The 13,131-nt window shown below is 53.3% G+C and carries 14 protein-coding genes; 11 read left to right on the forward strand and 3 right to left on the reverse strand.

The genetic code is table 11. The annotated features are described in order from the left end of the window. The first annotated feature begins 64 nt into the window (after positions 1-64). Both mntS and GYRE_RS22720 read left to right on the forward strand, forming a co-directional pair. Positions 65-190: a manganase accumulation protein MntS gene (mntS, locus tag GYRE_RS22715; RefSeq protein WP_006819157.1), complete on the forward strand. Its 126-nt coding sequence runs from the start codon at positions 65-67 to the stop codon at positions 188-190. A gap of 268 nt (positions 191-458) precedes the next feature. Further along, complete coding sequence (locus tag GYRE_RS22720) at positions 459-2,042, forward strand: phosphoethanolamine transferase (RefSeq protein ID WP_006819156.1); 1,584 nt, start codon at positions 459-461, stop codon at positions 2,040-2,042. 62 nt (positions 2,043-2,104) lie between these two features. Here the strand turns inward: GYRE_RS22720 and ompX are convergent, their stop codons facing one another. Continuing rightward, positions 2,105-2,620 (reverse strand): outer membrane protein OmpX, encoded by a 516-nt coding sequence (gene ompX, locus GYRE_RS22725; protein WP_006819155.1) that lies wholly within the window; start codon positions 2,618-2,620, stop codon positions 2,105-2,107. A gap of 354 nt (positions 2,621-2,974) precedes the next feature. Here ompX and rhtA point away from each other — a divergent pair, with 354 nt between their 5' ends. The 6 genes from rhtA to ybiO all read left to right on the forward strand — a co-directional run bounded on the left by rhtA (position 2,975) and on the right by ybiO (position 9,366). Then, positions 2,975-3,862, forward strand: a complete 888-nt coding sequence (gene rhtA / locus GYRE_RS22730; protein ID WP_006819154.1) for a threonine/homoserine exporter RhtA — start codon at positions 2,975-2,977, stop codon at positions 3,860-3,862. 111 nt (positions 3,863-3,973) lie between these two features. Beyond that, positions 3,974-4,477, forward strand: a complete 504-nt coding sequence (gene dps / locus GYRE_RS22735; RefSeq protein WP_038258784.1) for a DNA starvation/stationary phase protection protein Dps — start codon at positions 3,974-3,976, stop codon at positions 4,475-4,477. Between the two features lie 353 nt (positions 4,478-4,830). After that, complete coding sequence (gene glnH, locus GYRE_RS22740) at positions 4,831-5,577, forward strand: glutamine ABC transporter substrate-binding protein GlnH (protein WP_006819152.1); 747 nt, start codon at positions 4,831-4,833, stop codon at positions 5,575-5,577. An 83-nt stretch (positions 5,578-5,660) separates the two neighbouring features. Continuing rightward, positions 5,661-6,320 (forward strand): glutamine ABC transporter permease GlnP, encoded by a 660-nt coding sequence (gene glnP / locus GYRE_RS22745; protein ID WP_006819151.1) that lies wholly within the window; start codon positions 5,661-5,663, stop codon positions 6,318-6,320. After that, complete coding sequence (gene glnQ / locus GYRE_RS22750; RefSeq protein ID WP_006819150.1) at positions 6,317-7,039, forward strand: glutamine ABC transporter ATP-binding protein GlnQ; 723 nt, start codon at positions 6,317-6,319, stop codon at positions 7,037-7,039. The genes glnP and glnQ overlap by 4 nt, the downstream gene beginning before the upstream one ends. A gap of 107 nt (positions 7,040-7,146) precedes the next feature. Beyond that, positions 7,147-9,366: a mechanosensitive channel protein gene (ybiO, locus tag GYRE_RS22755; RefSeq protein WP_038258787.1), complete on the forward strand. Its 2,220-nt coding sequence runs from the start codon at positions 7,147-7,149 to the stop codon at positions 9,364-9,366. Here the strand turns inward: ybiO and rlmF are convergent. Next, a complete protein-coding gene (gene rlmF, locus GYRE_RS22760; protein ID WP_006819148.1) occupies positions 9,363-10,289 on the reverse strand; it encodes a 23S rRNA (adenine(1618)-N(6))-methyltransferase RlmF in 927 nt (308 codons plus the stop codon). The two genes, ybiO and rlmF, sit on opposite strands and share 4 nt — an antisense overlap. Before the next feature lie 184 nt (positions 10,290-10,473). Here rlmF and bhsA point away from each other — a divergent pair, with 184 nt between their 5' ends. The 3 genes from bhsA to ybiJ all read left to right on the forward strand — a co-directional run bounded on the left by bhsA (position 10,474) and on the right by ybiJ (position 11,667). Next, the gene (bhsA, locus tag GYRE_RS22765; protein ID WP_006819147.1) at positions 10,474-10,737 is read left to right on the forward strand and encodes a multiple stress resistance protein BhsA; all 264 of its coding nucleotides are present in this window, start codon (positions 10,474-10,476) and stop codon (positions 10,735-10,737) included. Positions 10,738-10,852: 115 nt separating this feature from the next. Then, positions 10,853-11,119: a DksA/TraR family C4-type zinc finger protein gene (locus tag GYRE_RS22770; RefSeq protein WP_006819146.1), complete on the forward strand. Its 267-nt coding sequence runs from the start codon at positions 10,853-10,855 to the stop codon at positions 11,117-11,119. A gap of 287 nt (positions 11,120-11,406) precedes the next feature. Then, complete coding sequence (gene ybiJ / locus GYRE_RS22775) at positions 11,407-11,667, forward strand: DUF1471 family protein YbiJ (RefSeq protein WP_006819145.1); 261 nt, start codon at positions 11,407-11,409, stop codon at positions 11,665-11,667. A gap of 75 nt (positions 11,668-11,742) precedes the next feature. Here ybiJ and GYRE_RS22780 read toward each other — a convergent pair whose 3' ends face one another. Next, complete coding sequence (locus tag GYRE_RS22780; protein ID WP_038258789.1) at positions 11,743-13,077, reverse strand: NCS2 family permease; 1,335 nt, start codon at positions 13,075-13,077, stop codon at positions 11,743-11,745. Positions 13,078-13,131: the final 54 nt, after the last annotated feature.

Genomic DNA, 13,131 nt, shown 5'->3' on the forward strand with positions numbered 1-13,131 from the left:
TATATCTGTATACAACACGAACATCCTTCAGGGAGTGAAGGACCAGAAATGACAGGAGGCAATCATGAACGAAATGAAGAGGTGCTTAAGCGTGTTTACTCATTCTCCCTTTAAAGTCCGGCTGATGCTGCTGAACATGTTGTGCGACTACTTCAACAACAAACCGCAGCAGGACAAACCTTCCCACTAACGCGGCGTCGCGGTACGCCGCTTCATTTTATTGTCACAAAACCCTGCCACACTGCGCTGTTGCGCCCAATATCCGCGCCTTTTTTCCGGATTTGTAATCTTTCTCGCAAAACAATTCGTTATGAGTAGTTGACCTTCACATTCACAGGCTCTATCTTCGTGCCATCCTGCACCACTTGCGAACTTCTCACCTTTTTTTTCGCGCTGTCACGGCAGGTTTGAACCCTTGACGCCAGGGGAAGCACATGGCGTTTTTATGATAGCGACCTATGAATTTAACCCTGAAAGACTCACTTGCGGCCCGCGGCGTAAAATTATGCCCGTGGACGGGATTCTACATTTTACAATCTCTGCTGATTAACCTTGCGCTGGGCTATCCGTTCAGCGTGCTGTATACCCTCGCCTTTACCTGCGTGCTGCAGCTGCTGTGGCGCAGCTTCCCTCGCGTGCAGAAGGGGGTGATTGGTATTTATTCATTGCTCGGAGCCTTATATTTCCCGTTTGCTCAGGCCTACGGCGCGCCTAATTTCAACACCCTGCTGGCGCTGCACTCCACCAATATGGAGGAGTCGACGGAAATTCTGACGATTTTCCCGTGGTACAGCTATTTTGTTGGCGTGTTTATTTTTGTCATGGGCGTCATTGCCGTGCGTCGCAAAATTGGCGAACCGCAGCCGTGGGGAAAGTTACAGACGCTGGCGCTGCTGTTCAGCGTTGGAACCTTTTTTGTCCAGCCGGTGCAAAATCTTGCCTGGGGTGGCGTGTTTAAGGTTATCGATTCCGGTTACCCGGCGTTTCGCTTCGTGAAAGATGTGGTGGTGAATAATAACGAAGTGCTGGATGAGCAGGCGCGAATGGCGCAGCTTTCCGGTATGAAAGACACCTGGACCATTACCGCCGTGAAGCCAAAATACCACACCTATGTAGTAGTTATCGGCGAGAGTGCGCGCCGTGACGCCATGGGTGCGTTCGGTGGTCACTGGGACAACACCCCGTTTGCCAGTTCGGTGAATGGCTATCTGTTTACCGACTACATCGCCGCCAGCGGCTCGACGCAAAAATCGCTCGGCCTGACGCTCAACCGCGTTGTCGATGGCAAACCGCAGTATCAGGATAACTTCGTGACGCTTGCCAACCGCGCGGGCTTCCAGACCTGGTGGTTCTCAAACCAGGGGCAGATCGGTGAGTATGATACCGCCATCGCCAGTATCGCTAAACGCGCTGACGAAGTGCATTTCCTGAAAAGCGGTGATTTTGAAGCGGATAAAAATACCCGTGATGACGCCCTGTTAAAGATGACTTCGCAGGTGCTCTCTACCCAGCGTACTCAGCCGCAGATGATCGTATTGCACCTGATGGGCTCTCATCCGCAGGCCTGCGACCGTACTCAGGGGAAATACGCCGAGTTCGTCCAGTCGAAAGAGACCTCCTGCTATCTCTACACTATGACGCAAACCGACGACCTGCTGGCGAAGCTTTACGATCAACTGCGCAACTCGGGCGACAGCTTCTCGCTGGTCTATTTCTCCGATCACGGACTGGCGTTTAAGGAACGCGGCAAAGAGGTGCAGTATCTGGCTCACGACGACCAGTTCCAGCAGAACTTCCAGGTCCCGTTTATGGTGCTCTCAAGCGACGATAAAGCACATCGCATTATCAAAGCACGCCGTTCAGCCAACGACTTCCTGAGCTTCTTCTCACAGTGGACCGGGATCAAAACGCAAGAAATTACCAGCGGCTATCCCTTCATCTCGAACAAGAAGGCCCCACCGGTTTACATCACCAACTTCAAGCTGCAGAAAGTGGATTACAACCACCTCGGCACCGACATCTTCACCACCAACAGTCGATAACCCCGAATCGCAGCCAAAAAAAATCCGCCTCAAGGGCGGATTTTTTATTATCACCGAAGTGATTAGAAACGGTAACCAACGCCTGCGATCCAGGTGCCAACGTCAACGTTACGAATACGAGACTGCTCGTAGGAGAAGTCCAGTGCAACGTTTTCGATCGGGTTGAACTGCAGACCAGCACCGTAGGAGAAACCGTAGTCGCTGGTGTCAGATTTGCTGTTCGGGAAATCAGTTGCCTGGAATTTACCGTAGCCCAGACCGATTACGCCGTAGATGCTAGCCCAATCGTTGATACGGTAAGCCGGACCGGCAGTGATACCGTAGTACTGGCCTTTGTTATACACGCCGTCTTCGGTACGATTTTTTTCAGTGTAAGTAAAGGAACCGATAACACCCAGCGGGTTGCTGTCGTCGAACTCGTAACGGTATTTCAGGTTGAAACCGCCAGCTTTGTTAGCAACGCCCTGCATATCGCTCTGAGCGTAACCACCAGTAACGGTAGAAGTACCTGCAACAGCAGAACCTGCGGAGAAAGCCATAACTACGGCCAGTGCTGAAAGACATGCAATTTTTTTCATAACCACCTCAAATGTGCTTCAAGTAAATCCTAAGTTTTAAATATAACAAAAATTGTTAAGAAACTCTTTCCACTTTGCGCTGTCAAAGGGGTCATTTCATGTAACTAAACGTTTCCACTACTGACTATCCCTTTCAAAAAACAGCGATTTTGCCGAAGAATACGCCATTATGCGGCGCTGATCACGCACCCTTCATCCAGAAAATTCCTAAAACCGTAGCACAAAAGTCCACGCGGGGGCCAAAATTGTACGGATTTCCGGCTCTATATTTTTCAACAATTGTTAAACCGCCCTGCCGTTATTCATTTACACTGGCAGTTTTACTTCCTTTGACAAAAGCTGACAGGAGAACGGATGCCTGGTTCGTCCCGCAAAGCACCAGTCTGGTTTCCCATACTGGTTATCATCATCGCCATGTGTTCCATACAAAGCGGCGCGTCGCTGGCAAAATCGCTCTTCCCCCTTGTTGGCGCACCGGGCGTCACCGCCCTGCGTCTGGCACTGGGTACGCTCATTCTGGTGGTTATTTTTAAACCCTGGCGACTGCGCTTTGAGAAGTCACAGCGCCTGCCGCTGCTGCTGTACGGTCTGTCGCTCGGCACCATGAACTACCTCTTTTATTTATCCATTCAGCGGATCCCGCTGGGGATTGCCGTGGCGCTGGAGTTTACCGGGCCGCTGGCCGTCGCGTTGTTTTCCTCCCGGCGGGCGGTGGACTTCATATGGGTCGTGCTGGCGGTGCTCGGACTGTGGTTCCTGCTGCCGCTCGGTGAGAACGTTGGACATATTGATTTAACCGGCGCCGCGCTGGCGCTTGGCGCGGGCGCAGGCTGGGCGGTGTACATTCTCACCGGCCAGCGCGCCGGAGAGGAGCACGGTCCGGCTACGGTTGCTATGGGCTCGCTGATTGCTGCTATCGTCTTTGTCCCTATTGGCATCATGCAAACCGGTGATGCCATCTGGCACTGGTCTATTTTGCCGCTGGGCCTCGCGGTGGCGGTGCTCTCAACCGCACTTCCTTACTCGTTAGAGATGATTGCCCTGACCCGTCTGCCAACGCGTACCTTCGGCACGTTGATGAGCATGGAGCCTGCGCTGGCGGCGGTATCCGGAATGATTTTCCTGAATGAAACGCTGAACAGCAGCCAGTGGCTGGCGCTGCTCGCCATCATTGCGGCGTCAATGGGCTCGACGCTGACGGCACGTCGAGAAACGCAGATTAAAGAGGTCGATATCAGTTAGTTGGCGGGGGTGATTAGACCGATAGGCACATCCAGCCTGAACGTTCAGACTGGGGTGCTATACTTGTTTTCGGCATTTAATCGGGACAATTCACATCAAGAGGATGAAATTATGAGTACCGCTAAACTGGTCAAAACTAAAACATCGACTCTGCTTTATACCCGTAACGACGTAGCGGATAGCGTTAAAAAAGCGACGGTAGAGCTGTTGAATCGTCAGGTTATCCAGTTCATTGACCTGTCGCTCATCACCAAACAGGCTCACTGGAATATGCGCGGTGCCAACTTTATTGCCGTTCATGAAATGCTGGACGGTTTCCGCACAGCCCTGACCGACCACCTGGATACCATGGCAGAACGTGCCGTGCAGCTCGGTGGGGTGGCACTGGGAACCAGCCAGGTCATCAGCAGTAAAACGCCACTGCAAAGTTACCCGCTCGATATTCACAACGTTCAGGATCACCTGAAAGCGCTGGCAGAACGTTATGCCATTGTGGCTAACGATGTGCGCAATGCGATAACCGAAGCGAAAGATGAAGATACCGCCGATATCTTTACTGCTGCTTCCCGCGATCTCGATAAATTCCTGTGGTTCATCGAAGCCAACATCGAATAATCGCTCCCCCTCAAACCCTCCACTTCGTGGAGGGTTTTGCACATTTACGGTGCGTCACTTCCCTTCATTTCGCTGCAAAGTAAAAGAATTGTAATAATCACTTCACACAATCGTTAACAGAAGATTGTTTTATCACCGTACTTTGCGTTAAAAAACATCGTCACGATTCGCTTTCCCGTCATGCACCAAAATCACGCCCCAAAACGGTGCGCATCCGGGTGAATCTGATCGTTTTTGTGCAACGCTTACCGCTCCAGTTGTTATAAAACAAGGAGTTGTAAAACTGGCACGATTTTTTCATAGAGCAATACGTTCTCGCCGGGGATCGCCCCGTGGATATAAAAGGAAATGCTATGAAGTCTGTATTGAAAGTTTCACTGGCTGCACTGACCCTGGCTTTTGCGATGTCCTCTCAGGCCGCAGAAAAACAACTGATTGTCGCAACAGACACTGCGTTCGTTCCGTTTGAATTCAAACAAGGCGACAAATACGTCGGCTTCGACGTGGATCTGTGGGCCGCTATCGCCAAAGAGCTGAAGCTGGACTACACCCTGAAGCCAATGGACTTCAGCGGCATCATCCCGGCGCTGCAAACCAAAAACGTCGACCTGGCACTGGCGGGTATTACTATCACTGAAGAACGCAAAAAAGCGGTCGAGTTCTCCGACGGCTACTACAAGAGCGGCCTACTGGTGATGGTGAAAGCCAACAACAACGACATCAAGAGCGTGAAAGACCTCGACGGTAAAGTGCTGGCGGTGAAGAGCGGTACCGGCTCCGTTGATTACGCAAAAGCCAACATCAAAACAAAAGACCTGCGTCAGTTCCCGAACATCGATAACGCCTACATGGAACTGGGCACCAACCGCGCTGATGCGGTACTGCATGACACGCCAAACATCCTCTACTTCATCAAAACAGCCGGCAACGGTCAGTTCAAAGCGGTAGGTGATTCCCTGGAAGCACAGCAGTACGGCATTGCCTTCCCGAAAGGCAGCGACGACCTGCGTACCAAAGTGAACGGCGCGCTGAAAACACTGCGTGAGAACGGCACCTATAACGAAATCTATAAAAAATGGTTCGGTACTGAACCTAAATAATAACGTCGTACAGGCAGTCATCTCGGGGGCGCCTTTCGCCCCCCTGTTTTATTTCACGGTAACTGTAACAGGAACAACACACTATGCAGTTTGACTGGAGTGTCATCTGGCCAGCGATCCCGCTGCTGCTGGAAGGCGCCAAAATGACCCTGTGGATCTCCGTCCTCGGTCTGATTGGCGGTCTCATTATTGGCCTGGTGGCTGGTTTAGCCCGTACTTACGGCGGCTGGATAGCCAACCACGTTTCCCTGGTTTTCATCGAAGTGATCCGCGGTACGCCTATCGTTGTGCAGGTGATGTATATCTACTTCGCCCTGCCGATGGCCTTCCCGGACATCCGCATTGATACCTTCACCGCGGCGGTTATCACCATCATGATCAACTCCGGTGCCTACATTGCGGAAATCACCCGTGGTGCCGTGCTGTCGATCCATAAAGGGTTCAGCGAAGCGGGCCTGGCGCTGGGTTTATCTCGTCGCGAAACCATTCGCCACGTGATAATGCCGCTGGCGCTGCGCCGTATGCTGCCGTCTCTGGGTAACCAGCTCATCATCAGTATCAAAGATACCTCGCTGTTCATTGTTATCGGTGCAGCAGAGCTGACCCGTAGCGGCCAGGAGATCATCGCCGGTAACTTCCGCGCGCTGGAAATCTGGACCGCGGTTGGGGTTATTTACCTTATCATCACCCAGGTGCTGAACCTGGTGCTTCGCACCCTTGAAAGAAGGATGAAAATCCTGTGATTGAATTTAAAAACGTTTCCAAGCACTTTGGTCCAACCCAGGTGCTGCACAATATCGATCTCAAGATAAACCAGGGTGAAGTGGTGGTGATTATCGGGCCATCCGGTTCGGGTAAATCGACGCTGCTGCGCTGCATCAACAAACTGGAAGAAATCACCAGCGGCGAGCTTATCGTCGATGGCCTGAAGGTTAACGATCCGAAAGTTGACGATCGTCTGATCCGTCAGGAAGCCGGGATGGTGTTCCAGCAGTTCTATCTGTTCCCGCACCTGACGGCGCTGGAAAACGTCATGTTTGGCCCGATTCGTGTTCGTGGTACGCCGAAAGACGTGGCAGAAAAACAGGCGAAAGAGCTGTTGGCGAAAGTAGGGCTGGCGGAACGTTCGCACCACTACCCGTCCGAGCTTTCCGGCGGTCAGCAGCAGCGTGTGGCGATTGCCCGCGCGCTGGCGGTGAAACCGAAGATGATGCTGTTTGATGAACCCACTTCGGCACTCGATCCGGAACTGCGTCATGAAGTGCTGAAGGTGATGCAGGACCTGGCGGAAGAAGGCATGACCATGGTCATCGTCACCCACGAAATCGGCTTCGCCGAGAAAGTGGCTTCTCGCCTGATCTTCATCGACAAAGGGCGCATCGCAGAAGATGGCGACCCGCAGCAGTTGGTGAAAAACCCACCGAACCAGCGTCTGAAAGAGTTCCTGCAGCACGTCTCTTAAGCCACTCCCCCTCGCTCTCGGGTGAGGGGGATTTTTCTCAAAGTCTTTCCTCTCCCACCCACCTTCTATACTTATCATTTTGCTGATAATTATGAAGGGAGGCTCTCGTGCCGTGGATCCTGTTGCTCATCGTTGCGCTGTTCAGCGCACCACTTCAGGCGGTTTCCATTCCCGGAGTGACGACCACCAACAGTGCGCCCGCCGCCGCCGAGCCCGATGTGGCGCAAAAGAAAGCTGCCTATGCCGCGCTTGCCGACGTGCTGGAAAACGACGCGGCGCGTAAAGAGTTGATTGGTCAGCTCCGCCAGGCCGCTGCCACACCACCGGCGCAGCAGACGCCGAAGATAGTTCCGCCGGAAGTCAAAGAAGAGAAAACGGTACTGGAAAACGTCACCGACGTCAGCCGCCACTATGGCGACCTGCTCTCCTCTCGTTTTGCTCAGCTATGGCGCAATATCACTGACACCTCGCACAGGCCCTTTAACTCACAAACGTTTACTAATGCCCTGACCCATTTTCTGCTGCTCGCCGGGCTGGTCTTTTTGTTTTACTGGCTCCTGCGCCTCGCCGCCCTGCCGCTGTATCGCAAAATGGGCTTCTGGGCACGGAAGAAAAACCGTGACCGTAGCAACTGGCTGCAGCTCCCGGCGATGATCATCGGCGCGTTTGTGTTTGATTTACTGCTGCTGGCGCTGACGCTGTTTGTTGGCCAGATGCTGAGCGACAATCTCAACGCCGGTAGCAGCACCATCGCCTTTCAACAAAGCCTGTTTCTCAACGCCTTCGCGCTCATTGAATTTTTCAAAGCGATTCTGCGGCTGATTTTCTGCCCTCGCGTACCGGAGCTGCGGCCGTTTAATGCCACCAATGAAACCGCACGTTACTGGAATCTTCGCCTGAGCGCGCTCAGTAGTCTGATTGGCTACGGTCTGGTGGTCGCGGTTCCCATCATCTCAAATCAGGTAAACGTGAAGGTCGGCGCCCTGGCCAACGTGATTATCATGCTCTGCATTACCCTGTGGGCACTGTGGCTCATTTTTCGCAATAAGCAGCGGATCACCGAGGCGTTACTACATCTTGCTGACCGCTCGCTCGCCTTCTTCAGCCTGTTTATTCGTGCTTTTGCGCTGGTCTGGCACTGGCTCGCCAGCGCCTATTTTATCGTGCTGTTTTTCTTCTCGCTCTTTGACCCGGGCAATAGCCTGAAATTTATGATGGGGGCGACCGTGCACAGCCTCGCCATTATTGGGATTGCCGCCTTTGCATCCGGAATTTTGTCGCGCTGGATTGCCAAACAGATAACCCTGTCGCCAGAAACCCAGCGTAACTATCCTGAACTGCAAAACCGCCTTAACGGCTGGCTCTCCGTGGCGTTGAAAGCGGCGCGCATTCTGCTGGTGTGCGCGGCAATTATGCTCTTGCTCAGCGCCTGGGGACTGTTTGATTTCTGGGAGTGGTTGCATCACGGCGCCGGTGAGAAGACCGTCGACATCCTGCTGCGCATCGCGCTGATCCTCTTTTTCTCCGCCGTGGCCTGGACGGCGTTCGCCAGCCTGATTGAGAACCGTCTGGTGTCCGATATACACGGACGCCCCCTGCCCAGCGCCCGGGCGCGTACCCTTCTGACCCTGTTTCGTAATGCACTGGCCGTTATCATCAGTACCATTACCGTGATGATTGTGCTTTCCGAAATCGGGGTAAATATTGCCCCGCTGCTGGCGGGCGCCGGAGCGCTGGGGCTGGCAATTTCGTTTGGTGCACAGACGCTGGTGAAGGACATCATCACCGGAATATTTATTCAGTTTGAGAACGGGATGAACACCGGCGATCTGGTGACCATTGGGCCGCTCACCGGCACCGTAGAGAAAATGTCGATTCGCTCGGTCGGCGTGCGCCAGGACACTGGGGCCTACCACATCATCCCGTGGTCATCGATAACGACCTTCGCCAACTTTGTCCGCGGCATCGGCTCAGTGGTGGCCAACTACGATGTTGACCGACAGGAAGACACCGACAGCGCCAACCAGGCCCTGAAAGACGCCGTGTCGGCGCTGATGGAACAAGAGGAGATCCGTGGGCTGATTATCGGCGAGCCCACGTTTTCGGGACTGGTTGGCCTCACCAACACCGCGTTTACGCTGCGGGTATCGTTCACCACTCTGCCGTTGAAACAGTGGAGCGTACGCTATGCGCTCGACGCTCAGGTGAAAAGGCACTTCGATCTGGCTGGCATCCGCCCGCCGGTCCAAACGTATCAGATGCTGCCGTCGGCGGCGGTTCCGGGCGTTTTACACAACCCACCGCCGCCGCAGGAGCCCACCATTTAACGTGGGCGAGAGGCGAAGCGACGACGCTGCTCGTCGTTCATGAAACTCCAGGCAATAAAGCGGCTCTGCTTTTGCCCCTGGCTCATCTCTTTTTTAACCACCTTCACCGCCCCTGCTTCGGTCAGGGCGCGGTAAAGGAACGGCAGGTTGTCGCCACGTGATACCAGGGAGGTAAACCACATGACCTGGCGGCCAAACTGCTGGCTCTCGGCAATCATTTTGCTGATGAAAGCCACTTCGCCCCCTTCGCACCACAGCTCCTGCTGCTGACCGCCAAAGTTAGCGGCATCGTCTTTGTCCTGACCGAGGTTACGTCGTTTTCGCTCGCTGCCCTGGCGGACGGCGGCCTCAGAGTCGTGGAATGGCGGATTGCACATCGTCGCGTCGTACTGTTCATTCTTATGGATAATGCCGACGAGGATCGCCTCCGCTGATTTCTGTCGACGCAGACGGATCTGACGGCTTAACCCGGTATTACCGTTGACGATCGCCTGTGCACTGGCGAGCGCCTGGGCGTTAACTTCACTCCCGGTAAAACGCCAGCCGTACTCATGTGCGCCAATCAGCGGATAGATGCAGTTTGCCCCGGTGCCAATATCCAGCACGCTGGCATTACGTGGAACCTCGCCTGCAGCTTCAGCCAACAGATCGGCAAGGTGGTGTACATAGTCGGCGCGCCCTGGCACCGGCGGGCAGAGGAATCCTTCAGGAATATCCCAGCTTGCAACCCCATAGAAGTGGCTCAGCAGCGCCTGGTTCAGCGCCTTTACCGCCTGCGGGTCGGCAAAATTAATCGTCTGTTCACCGGCCGGGTTCAGCGTCAGGAAAGGACGCAGGGCCGGGTTGGCCGCGCACAGCTCGGTGAGATCATAACGGTTCTGGTGACGATTTCGCGGGTGTAGTCCCGACTTCTGGGCTTTCATGGCATTCTCCTGTTTTCTGCGGCGTAAGATACCCGTTGCCCGCGGCGGGGTAAATAAATAGCGGTATCTCAGGGGGGATTGTTCAAAAAAACGCGGGATCTCCACTCATTTTTTGCGGCAATTCCCTCTTTGTGAGCACCTACACTTTTAGAGTACATCCCGTCGATACTGAGAGGTTGTCACCATGAAAAGTCGTGTTGTGTTGATTGCTGCTGGTGCTCTCGCCCTGCTCTCCTTCGCTGCCCATGCGAAACCGCAGGAGCTGGATCCTGCCAACACCGGACAGCTACGTCCTGCCGGGACGGTCTCTGCAACCGGCGCCAGCAACCTGGACGATTTGCAGGCTAAACTTGCTGCAAAAGCTCAGGCAGAAGGTGCCAAAGGCTATGTAATAACCGGTGCCAGCGGTGAGAACAAAATGTTCGGCACCGCCACCATCTATAAATAGCATTTCGTCCCCCGACCAGAATGCACCCTCCCGGCGGGTGCATTCCCTCCTTGATTGTGCAGAATTCGACCACATATTTAATTCGTACTGACTCACTCACCACAGGAGAACGCTCATGGCTTCCGGCTGGGCAAATGACGATGCCGTACAACAGCAAATTGACAGCACCATCGATGATGCGATCGCCCGCGTCAGAAACGACATTCCAAAGGGAAACAGCCTCAAATTTTGTGAAGAATGCGAAGCACCCATTCCGGAGGCACGCAGAGAGGCCATTCCAGGGGTACGCCTGTGCGTAAAATGCCAGCAGGAAAAAGATTTACACAACCATACATTTTCGGGATATAATCGCAGAGGTTCCAAGGACAGCCAGCTTCGCTGACGTCAATTTACCTAAAATGACAGAATCGATGAGGGGATTTACAAGCACGGTTTTTGGCAAAAATAGTCGCAATCTGTGCCCTTTTTGAGCCTGGAAGATTGTCTCACCATCGATCGCCCGCAGCGGGAAAAATAATTTATTAATAATCAGTAAATTATTTAAGATTCAAATTATTTGATTAAGACTGTCAACGCTATTCGATTTTCTCCCTCGCAGAAAAACGTGATACTCATCACATCGACGAGACATCGTCCCCTGAACAGAACACAACCTGCGAGAACAAAATTATGAAAAACATTAAATATGCTGTTGCTGCTATCGCCCTCACCACTCTGTCCTTCGGTGCTTTCGCTGCAGAAGCCGTTTCCCCGGCTCAGGCTCAGAGCATGAACAAAATTGGTGTCGTTTCTGCTGAAGGCGCAAGCACGCTGGATGGTCTGGAAGCGAAACTGGCTGAGAAAGCCGCCGCTGCAGGTGCTACCGGTTACAGCATCACCTCTGCTAACTCCAACAACAAAGTTAGCGGTACTGCGGTTATCTACAAATAAGTTGTATACCCTCTGATTGACCCCACTGTTATTACCCTTGCTTGCCCGTCCCTGCCACAGGACGGGCTTTTTTATTTAATCCACCAGCACAATCTTCAGCGCAAACAAGAGCGCTACGATCACCACGCAGGCATTGATATCCCGCCAGCGGCCGGTACAGAGCTTCATCACGCAGTAGCTGATAAATCCCAGCGCAATCCCTTCGGTAATTGAAAACGTAAATGGCATCATCACCGCGGTGACAAATGCGGGCACTGCTTCAGTGAGATCGTCCCACATGACCCGCGCCAGGCTTGAGGTCATCAGGACACCCACGTAAATCAGCGCTCCAGCCGTGGCATAGCCTGGCACCATTTCCGCCAGCGGCGACAAAAAGATCATCAGTAAGAAAAGCCCGCCGGTGACCACTGCTGTTAGTCCGGTTCGCCCACCCACGGCTACCCCGGCGGTACTTTCAATAAAGGCGGTCACCGACGATGTACCGATAAACGCCCCGGCCATCGAACTTGCGCTGTCGACATACAGCGCCCGATGCATTTGCGGGAATTTACCGTGCTTATCCATCAATCCGGCTTTATCAGTAACCCCTATCAGGGTGCCGGAGGAATCGAACAAATTAATCAGCATGAAAGAAAAAATAATGCCCAGCAGATCCAGCGACAGTGCGCCTCTGATATCGATTTCACCAATAACCCCGCCAATTGCCGGAGGAACGGAATAGACGCCCTGGAAATGGACGTCGCCGTACCAAAGCCCAAGGCCGGAGGTAATAATAATGGCGACCAGCACCGCGGCGTGAAACTGGCGTGAGGCGAGTACCGCAATAATAAAAAAGCCGACAACGCCCAGCACCACGCTGTGCGAACTTAAATCACCGATGGCAACCAGCGTATCTTTATTCGCGATGATCACCCCGGAATTCTTAAGCCCCATCAGCGCGATAAATAAACCTATTCCGCTGGTGATACCAATACGCAGGCAGAGTGGAATATTCGCAATCATCCAGTAGCGAATTCGCAACAGCGTTAATAAAAAAAGCCCCACGGCGCCCCAGAAAATAGCCCCCATTCCTGTCTGCCAGCTGATACCCATGGCTCCCACCACCACAAACGCGAAAAAGGCGTTAAGGCCCATTGCGGGAGCCAACGCTACCGGGAGACGGGCAATCAGCCCCATCGCGATACTGCCCACTCCGGCAATCAGACAGGTCGTCACAAATACCACACGCGTGTCCATATGCGCCGCCCCGAGGATCTGCGGGTTGACGAATACGATGTACACCATCGTCAGAAAGGTAGTAATACCGGCGATAGTTTCCGTTCGAACCGAAGTGCCATAATGCGCTAATTTAAAATAACGCTGCAGCCAGCCAGGATTCTGCTGTGAAAGCAAATTAATATCATTATTCATGTTCTTACCCATTGATCCGAGTGATGTATCTATTTTCAAAGGAGAAATTTATTT

The sequence above is a fragment of the Yokenella regensburgei ATCC 49455 genome (assembly GCF_000735455.1).
GTDB lineage: Bacteria > Pseudomonadota > Gammaproteobacteria > Enterobacterales > Enterobacteriaceae > Yokenella > Yokenella regensburgei.

Coding starts and splice junctions, on each gene's coding strand:
- mntS (WP_006819157.1), top strand. CDS start 65: ATGAACGAAATGAAGAGGTGCTTAAGCGTGTTTACTCATTCTCCCTTT.
- GYRE_RS22720 (WP_006819156.1), top strand. CDS start 459: ATGAATTTAACCCTGAAAGACTCACTTGCGGCCCGCGGCGTAAAATTA.
- ompX (WP_006819155.1), bottom strand. CDS start 2,620: ATGAAAAAAATTGCATGTCTTTCAGCACTGGCCGTAGTTATGGCTTTC.
- rhtA (WP_006819154.1), top strand. CDS start 2,975: ATGCCTGGTTCGTCCCGCAAAGCACCAGTCTGGTTTCCCATACTGGTT.
- dps (WP_038258784.1), top strand. CDS start 3,974: ATGAGTACCGCTAAACTGGTCAAAACTAAAACATCGACTCTGCTTTAT.
- glnH (WP_006819152.1), top strand. CDS start 4,831: ATGAAGTCTGTATTGAAAGTTTCACTGGCTGCACTGACCCTGGCTTTT.
- glnP (WP_006819151.1), top strand. CDS start 5,661: ATGCAGTTTGACTGGAGTGTCATCTGGCCAGCGATCCCGCTGCTGCTG.
- rlmF (WP_006819148.1), bottom strand. CDS start 10,289: ATGAAAGCCCAGAAGTCGGGACTACACCCGCGAAATCGTCACCAGAAC.
- bhsA (WP_006819147.1), top strand. CDS start 10,474: ATGAAAAGTCGTGTTGTGTTGATTGCTGCTGGTGCTCTCGCCCTGCTC.
- GYRE_RS22770 (WP_006819146.1), top strand. CDS start 10,853: ATGGCTTCCGGCTGGGCAAATGACGATGCCGTACAACAGCAAATTGAC.
- ybiJ (WP_006819145.1), top strand. CDS start 11,407: ATGAAAAACATTAAATATGCTGTTGCTGCTATCGCCCTCACCACTCTG.
- GYRE_RS22780 (WP_038258789.1), bottom strand. CDS start 13,077: ATGAATAATGATATTAATTTGCTTTCACAGCAGAATCCTGGCTGGCTG.